14 protein-coding genes are annotated in these 20,023 nt (G+C 59.9%); 7 read left to right on the forward strand and 7 right to left on the reverse strand.

Annotated features, from left to right (window positions below; all coding sequences use genetic code 11):
* The coding region (locus tag BI292_RS16390) for an LTA synthase family protein (protein WP_101208474.1) at window positions 1-1,605 on the forward strand (1,605 nt) is incomplete at its 5' end.
* A gap of 65 nt (window positions 1,606-1,670) precedes the next feature.
* Here BI292_RS16390 and BI292_RS16395 read toward each other — a convergent pair.
* Entirely contained in the window at window positions 1,671-1,829 is a 159-nt protein-coding gene (locus BI292_RS16395; RefSeq protein WP_178076589.1) for a DUF3309 family protein, read from the reverse strand.
* Window positions 1,830-2,153: 324 nt separating this feature from the next.
* On the opposite strand from BI292_RS16395, the gene BI292_RS16400 reads away from it, so the two are divergent.
* The 3 genes from BI292_RS16400 (at window position 2,154) to csrA (ending at window position 3,705) form a co-directional block, all read left to right on the forward strand.
* Window positions 2,154-2,969 carry an SDR family oxidoreductase gene (locus BI292_RS16400; protein ID WP_092279350.1) on the forward strand — a complete coding sequence of 272 codons (816 nt, stop codon included), beginning with the start codon at window positions 2,154-2,156 and terminating at the stop codon, window positions 2,967-2,969.
* A gap of 64 nt (window positions 2,970-3,033) precedes the next feature.
* A complete protein-coding gene (locus BI292_RS16405; protein WP_092279352.1) occupies window positions 3,034-3,366 on the forward strand; it encodes a YnfA family protein in 333 nt (110 codons plus the stop codon).
* A gap of 153 nt (window positions 3,367-3,519) precedes the next feature.
* Complete coding sequence (csrA, locus tag BI292_RS16410; RefSeq protein WP_101208475.1) at window positions 3,520-3,705, forward strand: carbon storage regulator CsrA; 186 nt, start codon at window positions 3,520-3,522, stop codon at window positions 3,703-3,705.
* 5 nt (window positions 3,706-3,710) lie between these two features.
* Here csrA and BI292_RS16415 read toward each other — a convergent pair whose 3' ends face one another.
* The 4 genes from BI292_RS16415 to BI292_RS16430 form a co-directional block, all read right to left on the reverse strand.
* Window positions 3,711-3,938 (reverse strand): YheU family protein, encoded by a 228-nt coding sequence (locus tag BI292_RS16415; protein ID WP_010461751.1) that lies wholly within the window; start codon window positions 3,936-3,938, stop codon window positions 3,711-3,713.
* 178 nt (window positions 3,939-4,116) lie between these two features.
* Window positions 4,117-5,307 (reverse strand): osmoprotectant NAGGN system M42 family peptidase, encoded by a 1,191-nt coding sequence (locus BI292_RS16420; RefSeq protein WP_092279356.1) that lies wholly within the window; start codon window positions 5,305-5,307, stop codon window positions 4,117-4,119.
* Window positions 5,308-5,467: 160 nt separating this feature from the next.
* On the reverse strand, window positions 5,468-7,216 hold the full coding sequence (gene ngg / locus BI292_RS16425) for an N-acetylglutaminylglutamine synthetase (RefSeq protein WP_092279358.1): 1,749 nt from the start codon (window positions 7,214-7,216) through the stop codon (window positions 5,468-5,470).
* A gap of 3 nt (window positions 7,217-7,219) precedes the next feature.
* A complete protein-coding gene (locus tag BI292_RS16430) occupies window positions 7,220-8,992 on the reverse strand; it encodes an N-acetylglutaminylglutamine amidotransferase (RefSeq protein WP_101208476.1) in 1,773 nt (590 codons plus the stop codon).
* A gap of 296 nt (window positions 8,993-9,288) precedes the next feature.
* On the opposite strand from BI292_RS16430, the gene BI292_RS16435 reads away from it, so the two are divergent.
* Window positions 9,289-14,118, forward strand: a complete 4,830-nt coding sequence (locus BI292_RS16435) for an NEL-type E3 ubiquitin ligase domain-containing protein (RefSeq protein WP_157831269.1) — start codon at window positions 9,289-9,291, stop codon at window positions 14,116-14,118.
* Between the two features lie 29 nt (window positions 14,119-14,147).
* Here BI292_RS16435 and mnmC read toward each other — a convergent pair whose 3' ends face one another.
* Window positions 14,148-16,127, reverse strand: a complete 1,980-nt coding sequence (gene mnmC / locus BI292_RS16440) for a bifunctional tRNA (5-methylaminomethyl-2-thiouridine)(34)-methyltransferase MnmD/FAD-dependent 5-carboxymethylaminomethyl-2-thiouridine(34) oxidoreductase MnmC (protein WP_101208478.1) — start codon at window positions 16,125-16,127, stop codon at window positions 14,148-14,150.
* A gap of 686 nt (window positions 16,128-16,813) precedes the next feature.
* Between mnmC and pap the strand changes: the two genes are divergently transcribed.
* Together pap and BI292_RS16455 are read left to right on the forward strand one after the other, a co-directional pair.
* Entirely contained in the window at window positions 16,814-18,328 is a 1,515-nt protein-coding gene (gene pap, locus BI292_RS16450) for a polyphosphate:AMP phosphotransferase (RefSeq protein WP_101208480.1), read from the forward strand.
* 112 nt (window positions 18,329-18,440) lie between these two features.
* On the forward strand, window positions 18,441-19,625 hold the full coding sequence (locus tag BI292_RS16455; RefSeq protein ID WP_101208481.1) for a thiolase family protein: 1,185 nt from the start codon (window positions 18,441-18,443) through the stop codon (window positions 19,623-19,625).
* 120 nt (window positions 19,626-19,745) lie between these two features.
* On the opposite strand, the gene BI292_RS16460 is transcribed toward BI292_RS16455, so the two are convergent.
* Entirely contained in the window at window positions 19,746-19,940 is a 195-nt protein-coding gene (locus BI292_RS16460; RefSeq protein ID WP_101208482.1) for a DUF6316 family protein, read from the reverse strand.
* Window positions 19,941-20,023: the final 83 nt, after the last annotated feature.

A 20,023-nucleotide genomic window follows, 5' to 3' on the forward strand; every position in this document is an offset into this window, starting at 1 on the left:
GGCACGTTGCTGCTGACCCTCGCGTTCAAGGGCGCCGACCGCGCCACTCGGCCGCGCGGTCCGTTCAGCGGTGGCAGCGTCGGCACGCGGCAGATTGCGCCGTTGTACGCGCGCGTCGGGGTCTTCGTGGTTTGCCTGCTGATCTGCGTGGTCGCCGCGCGCGGCACGCTGCGTCAGGGCCCGCCAATGCGTTGGGGTGACGTTTACACCACCGATTCCAACTTCGCCAACCAACTGGGCCTCAACGGCACGCTGTCGCTGATCGCTGCGGCGAAGTCGCGGATGTCCGAAGATCGCGACAACATCTGGAAAGCCACGCTGCCACAACCGCTGGCCCAACAGACCGTGCGTGACATGTTGCTGACCCCGAGCGACAAACTGGTCGATGAAGACATCGCCGCCGTGCGCCGCAACTTCACGCCGAACGCCGACAAGACGTTGCCGATCAAGAACGTCGTAGTGATCCTGATGGAAAGCTTCGCCGGTCACTCGGTGGGCGCTTTGGGGCGTCCGGGCAACATCACTCCGGCATTCGACAAGTTGAGCAAGGAAGGCTTGTTGTTCGACCGCTTCTTCTCCAACGGCACGCACACCCACCAGGGCATGTTTGCGACGATGGCCTGTTTCCCCAACTTGCCGGGTTTCGAATACCTGATGCAAACCCCGGAAGGCAGCCACAAGTTGTCCGGCCTGCCGCAACTGCTCAGCGCGCGTGATTATGACGACGTGTATGTCTATAACGGCGACTTCGCCTGGGACAACCAGTCGGGCTTCTTCAGCAACCAGGGCATGACCAACTTCATCGGCCGCAACGACTTTGTGGATCCGGTGTTCTCCGATCCGACGTGGGGCGTGTCCGACCAGGACATGTTCAACCGTGGCCTCGAAGAATTGAAAGCGCGCGATGGCAAGGACAAAAAACCGTTTTATGCCTTGCTGCAAACCCTGTCCAACCACACGCCATACGCCTTGCCGACGCCGTTGCCGGTCGAGCGTGTGACCGACCGTGGCAGCATGAACGAACACTTGACCGCTATGCGTTACTCCGACTGGGCGCTGGGTCAGTTCTTCGAGAAGGCGCGTAAAGAGCCTTACTTCAACGAAACCCTGTTCGTCGTAGTGGGCGACCATGGCTTCGGCAACGAAGAGCAAATCACTGAAATGGACCTCGGCCGCTTCAACGTTCCGATGCTGTTGATCGGGCCGGGCGTGCAGCAGAAGTTCGGTGAGCGTGACCACACGGTGGGCACGCAGATCGACGTGGTGCCGACCATCATGGGTCGCATCGGCGGCGACGTGATTCATCAATGCTGGGGCCGTGACCTGCTGAACCTGCCGGAAGGCGACAAGGGTTTCGGCGTGATCAAGCCTTCGGGCAGTGATCAGACCGTGGCGTTGCTGACGGCCGATCGGGTGCTGGTATTGCCCAAGGAAATGCCGCCGAAGTTGTACAGCTACGAGTTGGGCGCCAATCCGAAAGGCGCGGTGATTCCCGATGCGCCGGACGAAGCGGCACTCAAGCAGAAACTCGAGTCGTTCCTGCAAACCGCGACCAAGAGCCTGATCGACAACACCGCTGGTGTGGTTAACGGCAAACCGGACTAAACGGTGACGCAATAAAAAAGAGGCCCTTTTTCAAGGGCCTCTTTTTTTGGGTCGGGGTTGACGCTTTATATCTTGCCGAGCAAGAGCAGGATCAACAGCACCACCAACACTACGCCGAGGATACCCGATGGACCGTAACCCCAACTTCTTGAGTGCGGGAACACTGGCAAACCACCGATCAGCAACAGGATCAGGATTACGATAAGAATTGTGCCCATGTCTATTTCCTTGTTCGAAGTGTTCTGGATTGACCTAACGTTGTAACGGTCAGCCGGAATGCAATTAATCCGAACTGCTTACAAACTCCGACTCATGCGCCTGAAAGAAAATTCCATGTTTTTTAATCTTTTTTAGATTCATGGGTTATTTCGTTTATGCAGCGCGCTAGTTGATTTAGTGGGAGCAAGGCTTGCCCGCGAAGGCCGTTACGCAATCGCGATCCGCGCCACGGTTTGCGCGGACCATTCAGCAATCTGATGGAGCGTGGGTCGGCCACGGTCCTTCGCTACACTCGGCGCATCTTCCCCAGAACAACAAGGCTGTTTGCTATGCAAAATCGCATGATGATCACTGGCGCAGGCTCGGGCCTGGGTCGCGAAATCGCGCTGCGCTGGGCCCGCGAAGGCTGGCAACTGGCCTTGTCGGATGTCAGCGAACCGGGGCTTCAGGAAACCCTGAAGCTGGTGCGCGAGGCCGGTGGTGACGGCTTCGTGCAACGTTGCGACGTGCGCGATTACAGCCAACTGACCGCGTTCGCCCAGGCCTGCGAAGAGAAACTCGGCGGCATCGACATCATCGTCAACAATGCCGGCGTGGCGTCGGGCGGGTTCTTCAGCGAACTGTCGCTGGAAGACTGGGACTGGCAGATCGCAATCAACCTGATGGGCGTGGTCAAGGGTTGCAAAGCGTTCCTGCCGCTGCTGGAAAAAAGCAAAGGCAAGATCATCAACATCGCCTCGATGGCGGCGCTGATGCAAGGTCCGGCGATGAGCAACTACAACGTCGCCAAGGCGGGGGTCGTGGCATTGTCCGAAAGCCTGCTGATCGAACTGGCGCAACAGGAAGTCGGGGTGCACGTAGTGTGTCCGTCGTTCTTCCAGACCAACTTGCTGGATTCTTTCCGTGGCCCGACCCCGGCGATGAAAGCCCAGGTTGGCAAGTTGCTGGAAAGTTCGCCGATCACCGCCACTGACATTGCCGACTACATCTACACCCAGGTCGCTGCCGGCGAATTCATGATCCTGCCCCACGAACAAGGGCGCATGGCGTGGGCAATCAAGCAGAAGAACCCGCAATTGCTCTACAACGAAATGACCGTCATGGCCGATAAAATGCGCGCCAAGGCCCGGCAAACCGCAGGCTGACCTTGCCCGTCGGCAACAGCCTCGTTAGGGTGGCCGCCAACGGTCATCCTCACGAGACGCCTGCATGCTCAATTACCTGTGGTTTTTCCTCGCCGCGCTGTTCGAAATCGCCGGTTGCTTTGCATTCTGGATGTGGCTGCGCCAAGGCAAAAGTGCCTGGTGGGTGATCCCGGCGCTGCTCAGCCTGACCCTGTTCGCGCTGCTGCTGACGCGCATCGAATCCACTTACGCCGGCCGCGCTTATGCCGCTTACGGCGGCATTTACATCATTGCTTCGATTGGCTGGCTGGCGGTGGTCGAGCGCGTGCGGCCGCTCGGCTCGGACTGGCTCGGCGTGGCGCTGTGCGTGATCGGCGCGAGCATCATTCTGTTTGGCCCGAAATTCTCGGCGTCCTGAGGGATTAGCGCGGCAATCCAGCATTTTGTAAGAGAAGTCTGTAGGCGCGTTCATTGCGCGCTGTAGGGCATGACTGATTATCTGGCGGCGCATTGAACCGCGAGCACGCGGCGGGCATCTTCAAAGTCCAGTAACCCTTAAAGGACGAAGGCCATGCTTGTTCTCAGTCGTGTTGTAGGTGAGTTGATTTCCATCGGTGACGATATTTCCGTGCGCATTCTCGCGGTCAATGGCGGCCATGTGCGCTTCGGTATCGAAGCGCCGCAGAACGTCAATGTGCATCGCGCGGAAGTGTACGAACGTATTCAGGCCAAAGCGGCGAAAAACAAGGCGCGTTGAGTGCTTCAGTCGAACAGGTGCTTGGGCACGTCGTGCTTGAGCATCAATTGGCATTGCTCGCTGTCGGGGTCGAAAACGATCAGCGCCTGACCTTTGGTCAACGCCTGGCGCACACGTAACACGCGGGTTTCCAGCGGCGTGTCATCGCCATTGTCGGTGCCGTCGCGGGTGACGAAGTCTTCGATCAGGCGGGTGAGGGTGTCGACTTCAAGTTGGTCGTAGGGGATCAGCATAGGCACCTCGGTAAAAACAATGTCGCGATGCTACGGCGAATGCGGATTTGCGGCTAGTCAGTGGATGCTGTGTTGTCTGGTTTGACGCCTTCGCGAGCAAGCCTCGCTCCTACAGGTTTTGCGTTCCTTGTAGGAGCGAGGCTTGCCCGCGAAGGCAATCTCACTGACAACACATCACTCAACTATCGTTGCGCTGCCCCACCAGACTGTCCACCGACGGCACGCGCGTATCGCTTTCCATCTGCGTGTCGTGTTCGATCTGGTGACTGAAGCGGTCCAGCGAACCCTTGGCCGGTTGCGCATCGCTGGCAAATACCGGCGGGCTCAAAATGTACGCGCCGAGCAAACGACTGAGCGCCGCCAAACTGTCGATGTGCGTGCGCTCATATCCGTGAGTGGCGTCGCAGCCAAACGCCAGCAGCGCGGTGCGGATGTCATGCCCGGCAGTCACTGCCGAATGCGCATCGCTGAAGTAATAACGGAACAGGTCGCGGCGCACCGGCAGTTCGTTTTCACTGGCCAGGCGCAGCAGATGCCGCGACAGGTGATAGTCATACGGCCCGCCGGAATCCTGCATCGCCACGCTCACCGCGTGTTCGCTGGAATGCTGCCCCGGCGCCACGGGCGCGATGTCGATGCCGACAAATTCGCTGACGTCCCACGGCAACGCCGCCGCCGCGCCGCTGCCGGTTTCCTCGGTGATGGTGAACAACGGATGGCAGTCGATCATCAGCTCTTCGCCGCTGTCGATGATCGCTTTCATCGCCGCCAGCAGCGCCGCGACACCGGCCTTGTCGTCGAGGTGACGGGCGCTGATGTGGCCGCTTTCGGTGAACTCCGGCAGCGGATCGAACGCGACAAAATCGCCGACGCTGATCCCCAGCGAATCGCAATCGGCGCGGGTCGCGCAGTAGGCGTCGAGGCGCAACTCGACGTGGTCCCAACTGATCGGCATTTCATCCACGGCAGTATTGAACGCGTGCCCGGAGGCCATCAGCGGCAACACGCTGCCACGAATCACGCCGTTATCGGTGAACAGGCTGACGCGGCTGCCCTCGGCAAAACGGCTGGACCAGCAACCGACCGGCGCCAGGGTCAGGCGCCCGTTGTCTTTGACTGCGCGCACGGCGGCACCGATGGTGTCCAAGTGCGCGGAAACTGCGCGGTCGGGGCTGCTTTTCTTACCTTTGAGGGTGGCGCGGATCGTCCCGCGCCGAGTCATTTCGAACGGCACACCCAGCTCTTCAAGCCGCTCGGCGACGTAGCGCACGATGGTGTCGGTAAACCCGGTCGGGCTGGGGATAGCGAGCATCTCCAGCAGGACTTTTTGCAGGTAGTTGAGATCCGGTTCGGGAATTTTGCTGGTCATGGAAACTCCTGATGAGTTACGTACATCGATGGTTTCGATGAAGGGAATGTGTAGCGCCAGTCAGGCCACCATCGCGAGCAAGCTCGCTCCCACAGGTTGTACGCGTTCCAATGTGGGAGCGAGGCTTGCCCGCGAAGAGGCCCGCCCAAACGCCAGAGAACTAGGAAACAGCCGGCTGACTGTGCGGAAACAACAAATCGACAAACTTCTCCGCCGTCGGTTGCGGTTCATGGTTGGCCAGGCCGGCGCGCTCATTGGCTTCAATAAACACGTACTCCGGCTGGTCCGCCGCGGGCACCATCAAGTCGAGCCCGACCATCGGGATATCCAGCGCTCGCGCCGCGCGCACGGCAGCATCCACCAACGTCGGGTGCAGAATCGCCGTGACATCCTCCAGCACGCCGCCGGTATGAAGATTCGCCGTGCGCCGTACGAAAAGGTGCTCACCGGCCGGCAGAATACTGTCGTAGTCGTACCCGGCAGCCTGCAAGGTGCGCTCGGTTTCGTGGTCCAGCGGAATCTTGCTTTCACCGCTGGTGGCAGCCTGACGTCGGCGGCTCTGCGCTTCAATCAACGCGCGGACCGAATGCTGGCCGTCGCCGACCACCTCGGCCGGACGCCGAATCGCCGCCGCAACCACTTCAAAACCAATCACCACGATGCGCAGATCGAGGCCTTCGTGGAAGCTTTCGAGCAACACCCGCGAATCGAACTGGCGCGCCGTTTCGATGGCTTGCTGCACGTCATCGATAGTCCGCAAATCCACCGCTACGCCGTGGCCCTGCTCGCCATCCAGCGGTTTCACCACAACACGTTCGTGTTCATCGAGAAACGCCAGATTGTCATCGCCATTGCCGGCCAATTGCTGCGACGGCAGATTCAGTCCGGCAGCTTTCAGCACTTTGTGCGTCAGGCTTTTGTCCTGACACAGGCTCATGCTGATGGCGCTGGTCAGATCGCTCAACGATTCGCGGCAACGCACTCGGCGGCCACCGTGGCTGAGGGTGAACATCCCGGCGTCGGCGTCATCGACCTGCACGTCGATACCGCGCCGATGCGCTTCCTCGACGATGATCCGCGCGTAAGGATTGAATTCCGCCTCCGGCCCCGGGCCAAGGAACAACGGCTGATTAATGCCGTTCTTGCGCTTGATCGCGAAGGTCGAGAGGTTGCGAAAACCGAGCTTGGCGTACAGGCTTTTTGCCTGACGGTTATCGTGCAACACCGACAGGTCGAGGTAACTCAATCCGCGGCTCATGAAGTGCTCGACCAAGTGCCGCACCAGCACTTCGCCGACGCCAGGGCGCGAGCAATGCGGGTCCACCGCCAGGCACCAAAGGCTGCTGCCGTTTTCCGGATCGTTATAGGCCTTGTGATGGTTGAGGCCCATGACGCTGCCGATAATCGCGCCGCTGTCCTCGTCCTCGGCCAGCCAATACACCGGGCCGCCCTGATGACGCGGGGTGAGTAATGTCGGGTCGATCGGCAACATGCCGCGCGCCTGATACAGCAGGTTGATCGCCTGCCAATCCGCCTCGCTTTGAGCGCGGCGAATGCGAAAACCGCGAAACACTCGAGTCGACTGGCGATAGTCGCTGAACCACAGACGCAAGGTGTCCGAAGGATCAAGAAACAACTGCGCCGGTTCCAGCCCCAACACTTGCTGGGGCGCCGCCACATACAAAGCAATGTCGCGCTCGCCGGGCTGCTCGTTGAGCAACTCACGGGCGATGCTCGCCGGGTCGGGAAACGTGTGCCCGATCAGCAATCGGCCCCAACCGCAATGCACCGCAATCGGCGCCGCGTTGAGCTCGCTGCCATCCTCGGCCAGGCGTGCCTGCAATCGTTCGTAAGAAGGTGTCTGACCGCGCAACAAGCGTTGGCTATAAGCCGTGGCGTGGGGTTTCATCGATCAGATTCCTTGTTCGCTGAGCCACAGGTTCAGCGCCGCCAATTGCCACAGCTTGGAGCCGCGCAACGGGGTCAACTGCCCTTGCGGATCGGTCAGCAAGCGATCGAGCATGGCCGGGTTGAACAAGCCGCGATCCTGACTTGGATCGAGCAGCAGTTCGCGTACCCAATTCAGCGTGTCGCCCTGCAAATGCTTGAGGCCGGGCACCGGGAAGTAACCTTTTTTACGGTCGATCACTTCGCTCGGGATGACCAGTCGCGCGGCTTCCTTCAGCACTTGTTTGCCGCCGTCCGGCAGTTTGAATTTGCCCGGCACACGCGCCGACAATTCCACCAGTCGATAGTCGAGAAACGGCGTGCGTGCTTCCAGGCCCCAAGCCATGGTCATGTTGTCGACACGTTTGACCGGGTCGTCGACCAGCATGATCGTGCTGTCCAGACGCAACGCTTTGTCCACCGCCGCATCGGCGCCGGGTTGGGCGAAGTGTTCCTTGACGAAGTCGCCTGCAGCGTCATTCGCGGTCAGCCATTTCGGCTGCACGGTGGCGGCGTAGTCTTCGTAGCTGCGGTCGAAAAATGCATCGCGGTACGCGGCGTATGGGTCGGCCGCGCCATCGACTTGCGGGTACCAGTGATAACCGGCGAACAGTTCGTCGGCGCCCTGGCCGCTCTGCACCACTTTGCAATGTTTGGCGACTTCGCGGGACAGCAGATAGAAGGCGATGCAGTCGTGGCTGACCATCGGCTCGCTCATCGCCCGGAACGCTGCTGGAAGTTGTTCGATGATTTCTTTTTCGTCGATGCGCAACTGGTGATGCTGGGTGCCGTAATGCTTGGCGATCAGGTCCGAATACTGGAATTCGTCGCCGCGCTCGCCGCCGGCATCCTGGAAACCGATGGAAAACGTCGAGAGGTTTTCCACGCCGACTTCACGCAACAGACCGACCAACATGCTCGAATCGACGCCGCCGGAGAGCAACACGCCGACATCGACGGCCGCACGTTGACGAATCGCCACCGCGTCGCGGGTGCTGTCGAGAACACGGTCACGCCAGTCTTCGAGCGTCAGGTTCATCTCGTCGGCGTGAGGGCCGTAGGGCAGGGTCCACCAGGTTTTCTGTTCGGTAGTGCCATCAGCTTCAATACGCATCCAGGTCGCTGGCGGCAGTTTTTCGATGCCGGCGATCAAGGTGCGCGGCGCCGGGACCACCGCGTGAAAATTCAGGTAATGGTTGAGGGCCACCGGGTCGAGCATCGGGCTGATATCGCCACCCTTCAGCAACGCTGGCAGTGTTGAGGCGAAACGCAGGCGCTGGCCGGTGCGCGACAGGTACAGCGGCTTCACGCCGAGACGGTCGCGGGCAATGAACAGGCGCTTGGCGTCGCGTTCCCAGATGGCGAACGCAAACATGCCGTTGAGCTTGGGCAGCATCGCCTCGCCCCAGGCGTGGTAGCCCTTGAGCAGCACTTCGGTGTCGCCGCCGGAATAGAAGGCATAACCAAGCGCTTCAAGTTCGGCGCGCAGTTCCGGGAAGTTATAAATCGCGCCGTTAAACGCCAGGGACAAGCCCAGTTGGCTGTCGATCATCGGCTGCGCCGAGCCGTCAGACAGGTCCATGATTTTCAGGCGACGATGGCCCAGGGCAATCGGCCCTTGGCTGTGAAAGCCCCATGCGTCAGGGCCGCGCGGGGCCAGGTGATGGGTGATGCGTTCAACGGCTGCAAGGTCCGCAGGTTGATGATCAAAGCGTAACTCGCCAGCTAATCCACACATAAAGTCCTTACCGGTTTTTCCGTTGGGGAGGGTCGTCAATTCCGCGTCAAAACAGCGGGTACTCAGAAACTGACCCGGCGGATTCGCGGGAGTTTTAGATCGATCGGTTATAAGTAACGGGGCTGGGGTGTTGCGCGCGGCATGCATAACGGCGCAGGCAAGGTGCGGTACATAGATATAGAACGCATGGGAATAACTGCTCGAAGCAGTACCGAACCTGTCCTGTATTTGCGTTTTTGTTCCTGGCGCAGAGCCGCTAGGTTATGGGTTCACGACTCGCAATTAGGATATTGCCGATGCTGACCTCAGACACCCCGCCGCCGGTGCACCAAGCGCCCAATCAACTTGCCACGCTCACCGTTTTACTCGATGACACCGGTGATCTGGACATTGCCGAGACCCTGACCAAAGGCATCCCCACCTGGCTGCTTACGGCGTCGTCGCCAGTGCTCGCTGGATTGGAGGCACAAGCCCGCGAGTTGCTGGCGTATCAGCAAAAATTCGAAGCGCTGATGCTCAAGCTGCAACCGCTGGACAGCTTTTGCGCGACGCATTTGGCGGCGGCACTGAACAAAAGGTGGCCGGTGATATTCGACGTTCGCAGTGATGCCTTGGTGCTTCCGGGATTTGACTGTGGCTGTGAAGGCACGCCCACCGGAGTGGACGGCGAGGTGCTGATCCCTTCGGTCCGGCACAGCTTGCTGCAAGCGGCGATGCAGAATTTCACCGCTGATGAAACGGTCACGGATGGCTTCCCGGTCGGCAGCACCCTGGATGTCGCTTCGTCGCCGCAGGGCTTGCCGAATTTCACCCCGCAGACTTTTGCCACGCTGTGCCGAGAACTCGATCTGGGCAAGCGCTATCAGGAACACATCAGCGAGGTGTTCAATCTGTCGACGACCCCGGTCGGGATAGTCAACGACCTCAAATGGCTGAAGATCACCAAACTCAGGGTCGATGCCTACCTGGCGTTGATGAAGCAGCACATTACCGAGGCCGCCTGTAAAACCCTGCTGGCACTCGGCACCAACAGCGGCACCAGTGCGGAGGAGGGCATCCAGATAATCACCCATGGCGACGAGCCGCTGATCATTCAGGGCATGGAGCTGTTCGCCGAGTGCGTATGGGGCGTCGTGGTGTTTTCCAAACGGTCGGTGGAGACCTACCCGGACGAGTGGTGCATCGTTTACATGCCCAATGAACCCGGCCGGCCGTTCTATGAATACAACACCTTTGCCGAATTCAAGGTCTATCTGGGCCTCAAGCTGAAGGTGCGAGGCTACAAGACCTACTTCGCCCAGGGCATCCAGGAAGACAGCAAACTCGAGTTTTTCAAAGCGGCAGCACAGTCGAGCGATCTGGCGACGTTCAAGGCGTTGCCCATTCATGTGCCGTTATCGCAGTTCTTGATTCAGAGCACGTTGGGCAAGATGCAGATCGATGCGCGGGAATTGGCCGTGCCAACGGCGGATGTCGATCAGGAAGTGCGCGAGAAACGCCTGCAGAACTTCCTTGAGATGGGCTTGACGGTGCTCAATATCGCAGCGTTTTTTGTCCCGGTGCTGGGCCAGTTGATGATCGGCGTAACCGTCGGCCAATTGCTCGGCGAAGTGTATGACGGCGTTGAGGATTGGGAGAATGGCGACAAACAGCAAGCGCTGTCGCACCTGCTGAGCATCACCGAAAACATTGCGCTGATGGGCGCTCTTGCCGCTGGCGGTAAAGTCGCTGGCGCACTTATCAAGAAAACCGTGCGTGAGCACCCGGAGTTTTTCAGCCAGTTCGAATCGATGACCAACAGCGCGCAACAACCGCGTCTGTGGAAGTCCGACCTGCGCCCCTACAAGCGCCCGTTGAGCCTGCTGCGAGGGGCAACCGCCGATGTGCAGGGGGTTTATCAGGTCGCGGGCGAACCTTACATTCGCATCGATAACAGCGCCTATCGGATTCGGTACGACGCCGCTATCAAACAATGGCGAGTGCGCCACCCGCTGCGTGCCAACGCGTTTTCGCCGACCCTGCAATACAACGGCGAGCGCGGCTGGCGGTTGTCCTTCGAACAGCCGGATCAATGGCGAGAAGGCAGTTATGCGCTCAAACGTCTGGATTCGCGTCTGGCGGCGTTGCAAAACTCGCGGGTGGAAGAAATTCGCAACGTCACCGGGACTTCCATTTCCGACCTGCACTACCTCAACGACGAAGGCCTGGTATTGAATGCCCGGTTGAAAGACACCATTGAACGTTTTCATCTGGACCAGCGCATAAGTAGCTGTATTGCGGCGCTGGAGAACGGTGATCCGCACACTGCGATCCATGTGCCGGAACATCTGAATGCTTTGCCATCGATGCCCGGCTGGCCGAGCGGCCGCTATATAAAAGTGCTGGGGAGCGAGCAGGAAGTCACCGCGGTTTACCCAAAGGGCTCGCTTGGCACGGATGAAGAATTGGCCATTGAAGTCACCGAACTGGATCTGGCGCAAGGGCACTTGTTCGAGACGGTCGTGGCCAGCTTGCCTCAGCGCGAGGTTGACGGCTTGATCGGCGCCAACGCCAGCGCCGAGAAGCAAACGGATGCATTGGCGAAACAACTCGCCAGCGCGTTGAAGCAGGATCGCTTGCCGCTGTTCAATCGCCTGTATGAGCTGCAGAACGTCAGCGCTGGAAGTGACGTGGAACTGGTCCGGAAATCGTTCGCCCAACTCCCGGTCGAGATAACGCAGGAAGTGCTTGATCAGGCAAGCAGCGTCGAGCGTCTGCGTCTTCGCGCCACCCGGCGGGTGCCCATGGGCATCGCCGAAAACGCCCGCAATGCGCTGGCAGATGTGCGATTGGACAGGGCCATCAGCGGTGTTTATCTGCCGCAAATCGCCAGTAATGATTCGGCCAGACTGGCGCTTGCGTTACTAGGGCGCTTGAGCGGCTGGGACCGCGAACTGTTACTGGAAATACGCGAAGGCACGCTTACCGGCGAATTCGTGCAAGGTGTGGGTCATCCCAACAGCGCTGCGAAAGTCACTCTGGTCAAATCGGCGTCCGGCTATCAGGCTTTTGGCAGCGATGCGAAGCCACTGGCGGCCGCCAACAAAGGCCCGGATGCTTTGTATCAAACCATCGTCGAAGCCCTCGATCCTGCGCAACGTGAGGCAATCGGGTTGGGCATTCCATTGGCGGAACAAGCCAAGGTGTTGCGCGGCAAGTTGCTGTCCCAGGCGTTGAACGACCGCCCAACAGCTTCGCGTCTGTTGGCGGGAGAACCACTGGCGGAGGCTGCGGCGCCGCTGTCGTGTGTTCAAGCGCATCCGTCGGCACTGGCATCGAGCTATCCGCGGGCGTTGATGCGTAAAGTCAAAAAGCTTTATCCGCTGATGACCGACGCCCAGGTCAAAACGCTGCTCGACAGCCTGGGCACCGATCACCTGACGCGGTCCATTGCGATCAAGCAGCGCCAGGGCCAACTGGAGACGCTGCGCGGGTTACTCAAGACCTGGCGCAACGATGACGCCGAGATGCGCAAGTTGCCCGGCGCCCTCAATGAGTACCGGCAAAGCCGTCGACAAGTGGCCGATGCGATCGAGAACAGTTGGCGCCAGTTGTCGCTGCTGCGCGACGAGCGTGGCCGTGGCGTTCCCGGGCTGAGTCTGGACGGTATGCGCGTCGGCCAATTGCCGACGTTGCCGACGGAGATTGATTTCGGGCATGTGCAACGTCTGTCACTCAGAGCCATGGAGCAGGGCGACGAGATCGGCCAATTCCTCAAGTCGTTCAAATCGCTTGAATCATTGGAGCTGGACGCCAACAAGATAACCAGGCTGCCTGACGAGTTGGCGCTGATGCCGAAACTGGTACGCGTGAGCCTGGCCAACAACCGCTTGAGTTTGTCCGAAGCGTCATTGGCCAAACTGGCAGCAATGCGCTCGCTCGAAGCGCTGAATTTGAGCAAGAACCGCCTCGGCGCTACACCCGATGTCAGCAACATGTTCGATTTGCGCGTGCTGGGGTTGCGCGAAACCGGCGCGACAGAACTGCCCAAAGGCCTGATCCGATTGCCCAATCTAAGCTTTGTCGACTTGCGCGAGAACAACATCAAAACGCTGCCCGACTGGCTGTTCGAGGTCCCCACGCGTTTCAGCAAAACCATCAACCTGAGAACCAACACGCTGGACGACGCCAGCCGCCTCAAGCTGCGGACCTATTGCGATAACACCGGGGTCGGCATGGGTTACTTCGATGATGATATCGGGCGCATGACCGAGCGCGGCGCCAAGGCTCTGTGGCTGCCCGATGAAACCGTCGTCACTTACACCCGGCGCGGCGAGATCTGGAATGCATTCAGGGATGATCCGCAGTCCGAAGGGCTGTTCCAGTTGCTCGCCGAACTGGGCAATACCGCCGACAGTGAACATGTTCGAGAGGACATGAATCGCCGGGTCTGGTCAGTGCTGGAGGCGGCATACGGCGACGCGGTGCTGCGCGATCAAGTGCTCAATCAGGCGGCCAACCCGATCAATTGCACGGACACGGCGGCCATCAACTTCAGCAATCTGGAGGTGGCAGTTGAGGTGGACAAAGTCGTGCGCCAGTCCGCCAACGCCGCTACATCGGCTGAACCCTTGTTGAAGCTGGGGCGCATATTGTTTCGAATGGAGCAGTTGGACGCGATTGCCCAGGAACATAAGGTCAGCCATCCAACCATGGACCCGCTGGAGATCAACCTCGCTTACCGGACCGGGCTGGCGGACGCGCTGCAGTTGCCGGGTCAGCCCCGATACATGCGTTATGCCGCGCTGGGCAACGTCAAGTCTGCGGATCTTGCGGCGGCGAAAACCCGGATCATCGCCGCTGAGCTTTCGCCCGCGTTGCGCACCTCTCTGGCCAGGCAATATTTTTGGGCGGACTACTTGAAGGCGCATTCCCCCAAAGATTTCTCGGCGCTCAATGCACCGTTCCAGACGCGCTTGAGTGCGGTTTTCGAGAAAGCCTCGAGTCTGAAGGGTGCTGACTATCTCAGCCAGACCGAGACGATCAATCAGGAGCGCGCATTCGCGGAGACGACGCTCATGCACCGCTTGACCGACGAAGCGATAAAACGCGTCGAACTGGGTCTGTGCGCCATCGCCGAGCCGTAAATCAAATGTCGCCAATCAACTGCCGCCAATCAGCTCCCGCGAATCAACCGGCGCAGGGCAAAACGATTCGGGTGACAGGCTTCGGCGACGGCGCGCGGCAGCGGCAACGGTTCGTTGTCCAGCCACGCCGCGAGCAATTCGCCGGACAGCGGCGCGGTGATCAGACCGCGTGAGCCATGACCGCTGTTGACGTACAAACCGTCGAGCCATGGGCACGGGACGTCGGGCACTTGCCGGGCGTCTTTGCTCAAGGCGGCGTAAGCCTGGTTGAACGCTTGACCGTCCGCCAATGGTCCGACAATCGGCAGGTAGTCGGGACTGGTGCAACGAAACGCCGCGCGACCTTGCAGTTGCTCGGCGTTGAGTTCGCCTGCGTGCAGTCGGCTGACCAGATCGCTGGAGATTTCTTCGAGCAATTGCAGATTGCCGAGGTGTTCGGCGGTGGTCGGGGTCAGATCATCGCTGGTGAAATCGAAACTGGCGCCGAGGGTATGTTCGCCAAGACGCGCCGGCGCTACGTAACCTTCGGCGCAGACCACCGTGGCCAGGCTCTGGCTCTCGGCGGTTTGGGCCAGCCGGGTGATCTGCCCGCGAATGCGTTTGAGCGGCAGGTCGGCGCTTTGCTCGAATCGCTTGATTTCGGCGGCACCGGCCAACACCACGGTCGGTGCGCTGGCGAGCAAGGTGTCGCCGTCCCACGCCTGCCACTGGTCATCGACTTTGCGTAAGGCCAGCACATCGTTATGGGGCAGCACGTGGACATTCGGTTGCGCCGCTTGCCACTGGCACAGCGCCGGCGGATGCACCCAGCCACCTTCGGGATAGAACAAGCCACCGTGGGCCAATGCAATTCCGGCCCGTGCCGCGGCTTGCGGCTGATCGAGCAGGTGCAGCAAATCGGCAGGAAACGCCGCCGCCAGTTGCGCCTGACGCTCGGCTTCCTTGGCATTGAACGCCAGTTGCAACACCCCGCAACCGTCCCAATCGATACCGCGATGCAAATGCTCAAGCACCCGACGGGTATGGCCGAAACCGCTGACGATCAGTTGCGATAATGCGGTGCCGTGCGCCGACAGTTTCAGGTACAGCACGCCTTGCGGATTGCCTGAAGCTTCTTGCGCAATTGCAGCATGGCGCTCCAGCAAACTTACCTGCCAACCCCGTGCCGCAAGGCTGGCCGCCGTCGCGCAACCTGCCAGGCCGGCGCCGATCACCAATGCGCGACGCTCGCTGTTGCGAAGAGGAGGGCGGGCGAACCACGGTTTCGCCGCGAGCGGTAAGGCGACTTCGGCTGGCCAACCGAGAAACACCCCACGCAGGATTTCCCATTTATGGCCGATGCCCGGCGTGCGCTTCATCTTGAACCCGGCCGCGTTGAGCAAGCGTCGGACCCAACCGGTGCTGGTGAAGGTACTGATGGTCGAATCGGGCGCGGCCAGGCGCGCCAGTTCGGCAAACAGCTCGGCGGTCCACATGTCGGGATTTTTCGCCGGGGCAAAACCGTCGAGAAACCACGCGTCAACTTGCCCATCGAGTTGCGGCAACATCTCCAGCGCATCGCCGATCAACAGCGTCAGGGTCACGCGGCCGTTGTCCAGCACCAGCCGTTGAAAACCTTGATGGATCGCCACGTATTGCGCCAACAATTGATCGGCGAACGGCTTCAGTTGCGGCCATAACGCCAGTGCCCGTTGCAGGTCCGCAGCGGTCAGCGGGTACTTTTCCACGCTGACAAAATGCAACCGTGCGCCAGCCACCGCGTGCTGGTCAAACAACTGCCAGGCACACAGGAAATTCAGCCCGGTGCCGAAGCCGGTCTCGCCAATCACCAGACGCCCGTCGGCGGGCAACGCGGCGAAACGTTCCTGCAAACGGTTCTGTTCGATGAACACATAGCGGGTTTCTTCCAGACCTGACAGGTCGGAAAAATACACATCATCGAACACCCGCGAATACGGGCGTCCCTGGTCGTCCCAGTCGAGCTGGGCGTTGGGCAATTGAGGATTCATGACAGGCTCGGCAACGACAAGGCCGGCATTCTAGCCGATCAGCGCGGCTGTGCTTGATCCATGGCAAGTGCCGGAGACACTGCTTCAGGGAAAATCTGCCGCCAGACCATTGCGGCAAGGGAGCTGTGGCAAAAGAGCTTCCTCTGGCAAAGGTGCTTTTGTGGCAATGGAGCTTTTGTGGCAGTGGCTTTGTGGCAGTGGAGCTTTTGTAGCAATGGAGCTTCCTCTGGCAAGGTGCTTTTGTAGCAATGGAGCTTTTGTAGCAATGGAGCTTTTGTGGCAATGGAGCTTTTGTAGCAATGGAGCTTTTATGGCAATGGAGCTTTTGTAGCAATGGAGCTTCCTCTGGCAAGGGTGCTTTTGTAGCAATCGAGCTTTTGTGGCGAGGGGGCTTGCCCCCGTTGGGTCGCGCAGCGGCCCCAATCCAGACAACCTGTTTTCCCAGATAAACCGCGTGCGTCGTTTTTACGACTGCTGCGCAGCCGAACGGGGGCAAGCCCCCTCGCCACAACAGCCCGTTAGCCACAACTACCTGGCAACAACAACAGCCCGGCAGCCCGGCAGCCACAAGATCAAACCTGCAATCCCGGCAAAACCACAGCAGTAATGCGCACACCACATGGAATTTCTCCGCTGATCATCAGCCCAATCCGCTAGTCTTGCTCATTCCCGGAACGGAGCCGCTCATGTTCGAATCTGCCGAAATCGGTCACGCCATCGACAAAGAAACCTACGAAGCCGAATTGCCGGCCCTGCGCGAAGCCTTGCTTGAGGCGCAGTTCGAACTGCTGCAGCAGCAACGCTTCCCGGTGATCATCCTGATCAATGGCATCGAGGGCGCAGGCAAGGGCGAAACGGTCAAATTACTCAACGAATGGATGGACCCGCGCCTGATCGAGGTCCGCACATTCGACCAGCAAACCGACGAAGAACTGGCGCGGCCACCGGCCTGGCGTTACTGGCGCATGCTGCCGGCCAAGGGCCGCATGGGGGTTTTCTTCGGCAACTGGTACAGCCAGATGCTTCAGGGCCGGGTCCATGGTTTGTTCAAGAACGCGGTGCTCGACCAGGCGATCAACCAGTCCGAGCGTTTCGAGAAAATGCTCTGCGACGAAGGCGCGTTGATCTTCAAGTTCTGGTTCCACCTCTCGAAAAAACAAATGAAGGCGCGGCTCAAAGCCCTCGCCGACGACCCGCTGCACAGTTGGCGCATCAGCCCGCTGGACTGGCAGCAGTCGCAGACGTACGACAAATTCGTCAAGTATGGCGAGCGCGTATTGCGCCGCACCAGTCGCGACTATGCGCCGTGGCATGTGATCGAAGGGGTTGATGCCAATTACCGCAGCCTGGTGGTCGGGCAGATTCTGCTCGAAGGCCTGCAAAACGCGCTCAAACGGGCCAAGATTCACCCGGAAAAGGTCAACGCGGCGCCGTTGCCAATTCATGTCGATCAACTGAATCTGCTCGACAGCCTCGACATGACCCTGCGTCTGGACAAGGACGATTACGAAGAACAGCTGATTACCGAACAGGCGCGCTTCTCCGGGCTGATGCGCGACAAGCGCATGCGCCAGCACGCGCTGATCGCGGTGTTTGAAGGCAATGACGCGGCGGGCAAGGGCGGGGCGATTCGGCGAGTCGCGGCGGCGCTCGATCCGCGCCAATACAGCATCGTGCCGATTGCCGCGCCCACTGAAGAAGAACGCGCGCAACCGTATCTGTGGCGTTTCTGGCGACACATTCCGGCCAAGGGCAAATTCACCGTGTTCGACCGTTCCTGGTACGGCCGGGTGCTGGTCGAGCGCGTCGAAGGCTTCTGCCCGCCGGCGGACTGGCTGCGCGCCTACAGCGAAATCAACGATTTTGAAGAGCAGATCGGCGATTCCAACGTGATCGTGGTCAAGTTCTGGCTGGCCATCGACAAGCAAACCCAGCTTGAGCGTTTCCAGGCTCGCGAAGAAATCCCCTTCAAGCGCTTCAAGATCACCGAAGACGACTGGCGCAACCGCGACAAGTGGGACGCCTATCGCGCGGCTGTCGGCGACATGGTCGATCGCACCAGCACCGAAGTCTCGCCATGGACCCTGATCGAAGCCAATGACAAACGCTGGGCGCGGGTCAAAGTGTTGCGCACGATCAACCAGGCGCTGGAAGGCGCGTTCGACAAGGCTGATAAAAAGCGCAAGAAGCACAAGAAGTAGGTCGATGGTTGCGCATACGCGGGGTGAATGATTGTCGCGGTGGGTCATGCGGTGGACTTATGCTCGGTCCACTTTCAACCGACAACAACAATTCAACACAATGAGGTATGCCATGCGTGAAGTGGTGATCGTCGACAGCGTGCGGACCGGCCTGGCCAAATCCTTTCGCGGCAAGTTCAACCAGACCCGTCCGGACGACATGGCGGCCCATTGCGTCAATGCGCTGCTGACGCGCAACGACATCGACCCGGCGAGCGTCGAGGATTGCATCGTCGGCGCCGGCTCCAACGAAGGCGCGCAGGGCTACAACATTGGCCGTAACGTCGCGGTGCTGTCGCGTCTGGGCATCGGCACCGCCGGCATGACCCTCAACCGTTTCTGCTCCTCGGGCCTGCAAGCCATCGCGATTGCCGCGAACCAGATTGCCTCCGGTTGCAGCGACATCATCGTTGCCGGCGGCGTCGAGTCGATCAGCCTGACGATGAAAAGCGTCAACACCGACAACCTGATCAACCCGTTGCTCAAAGAGCAGGTGCCGGGCATTTATTTCCCGATGGGCCAGACCGCCGAAATCGTCGCCCGGCGTTACAACGTCAGCCGCGAAGAGCAAGACCTTTATGCGCTGCAGAGCCAGCAACGCACCGCGCAGGCGCAGGCCGACGGCTTGTTTGACGATGAAATCGCCCCGATGGCGGTCAAGTATCGGGTCGAAGACAAGGCGACTGGTCAGGTGCAGATCCTCGACGGCATCGTTGATCGCGACGATTGCAACCGTCCGGACACCACGCTGCAAAGCCTCGCCGGCCTGAAACCGGTGTTCGCCGAAGACGGTTCGGTGACGGCCGGCAACTCGTCGCAATTGTCCGACGGCGCCTCGATGACGCTGGTGATGAGCCTGGAGAAAGCCCTGGAATTGGGCTTGAAACCGAAAGCGTTCTTCCGCGGTTTCACCGTCGCCGGTTGCGCGCCGGACGAGATGGGCATCGGCCCGGTGTTCTCAGTGCCAAAACTGCTGAAGGCCAAAGGCTTGCAGGTGGCTGATATCGACTTGTGGGAACTCAACGAAGCGTTTGCGTCGCAGTGCCTGTACAGCCGCAATCGCCTGGAAATCGACAACGCCAAATACAACGTCAACGGTGGCTCGATTTCCATCGGGCACCCGTTCGGCATGACCGGATCGCGGCAAGTCGGGCACTTGGTGCGTGAACTGCAACGGCGCAATCTGCGTTATGGCGTGGTGACCATGTGCGTGGGCGGCGGGATGGGAGCTACGGGGTTGTTTGAGGTGGTGCGCTAAACCGCGAGTTTTGCACTGCGCGTTGTGGCGAGGGGGCTTGCCCCCATTGGACTGCGCAGCAGTCTCTCTTTTTTGGGGGAGCTTCGCGCCCCAACGGGGGCAAGCCCCCTCGCCACAGGTTTATCTGTTTTGACTCTGATGCTGCATCCGCTCGATATAAGCCTGAATCCCTTTCGCCGCCACTTCAGCATTCTCGAACGGCCCTTCAAGGGTGTTTTCCCGAGTACTGAAATACAACTCCCCGTTCACCCGACACAAACGGTCGCTGCGAAAGTGCGTGGCGGGGGCGTTGTCCTGGGCGCGCATGCCGTACATGGCCATCTCCTGTGGGCTTGTGTTGTGGGCGGATCCAATCAGCTTAGGTCTGAAGGCTTTGTGCCGCCCGCCGACCTGATCGA

Origin of the sequence: Pseudomonas sp. 43NM1 (assembly GCF_002836905.1) — a bacterium.
Lineage (GTDB): Bacteria > Pseudomonadota > Gammaproteobacteria > Pseudomonadales > Pseudomonadaceae > Aquipseudomonas > Aquipseudomonas prosekii.

Bases quoted from the DNA above. Each gene is read 5' to 3' on its own strand.
- BI292_RS16400 (WP_092279350.1), top strand. From the start codon at position 2,154: ATGCAAAATCGCATGATGATCACTGGCGCAGGCTCGGGCCTGGGTCGC.
- BI292_RS16405 (WP_092279352.1), top strand. From the start codon at position 3,034: ATGCTCAATTACCTGTGGTTTTTCCTCGCCGCGCTGTTCGAAATCGCC.
- csrA (WP_101208475.1), top strand. From the start codon at position 3,520: ATGCTTGTTCTCAGTCGTGTTGTAGGTGAGTTGATTTCCATCGGTGAC.
- BI292_RS16415 (WP_010461751.1), bottom strand. From the start codon at position 3,938: ATGCTGATCCCCTACGACCAACTTGAAGTCGACACCCTCACCCGCCTG.
- BI292_RS16420 (WP_092279356.1), bottom strand. From the start codon at position 5,307: ATGACCAGCAAAATTCCCGAACCGGATCTCAACTACCTGCAAAAAGTC.
- ngg (WP_092279358.1), bottom strand. From the start codon at position 7,216: ATGAAACCCCACGCCACGGCTTATAGCCAACGCTTGTTGCGCGGTCAG.
- BI292_RS16430 (WP_101208476.1), bottom strand. From the start codon at position 8,992: ATGTGTGGATTAGCTGGCGAGTTACGCTTTGATCATCAACCTGCGGAC.
- BI292_RS16435 (WP_157831269.1), top strand. From the start codon at position 9,289: ATGCTGACCTCAGACACCCCGCCGCCGGTGCACCAAGCGCCCAATCAA.
- mnmC (WP_101208478.1), bottom strand. From the start codon at position 16,127: ATGAATCCTCAATTGCCCAACGCCCAGCTCGACTGGGACGACCAGGGA.
- pap (WP_101208480.1), top strand. From the start codon at position 16,814: ATGTTCGAATCTGCCGAAATCGGTCACGCCATCGACAAAGAAACCTAC.
- BI292_RS16455 (WP_101208481.1), top strand. From the start codon at position 18,441: ATGCGTGAAGTGGTGATCGTCGACAGCGTGCGGACCGGCCTGGCCAAA.
- BI292_RS16460 (WP_101208482.1), bottom strand. From the start codon at position 19,940: ATGTACGGCATGCGCGCCCAGGACAACGCCCCCGCCACGCACTTTCGC.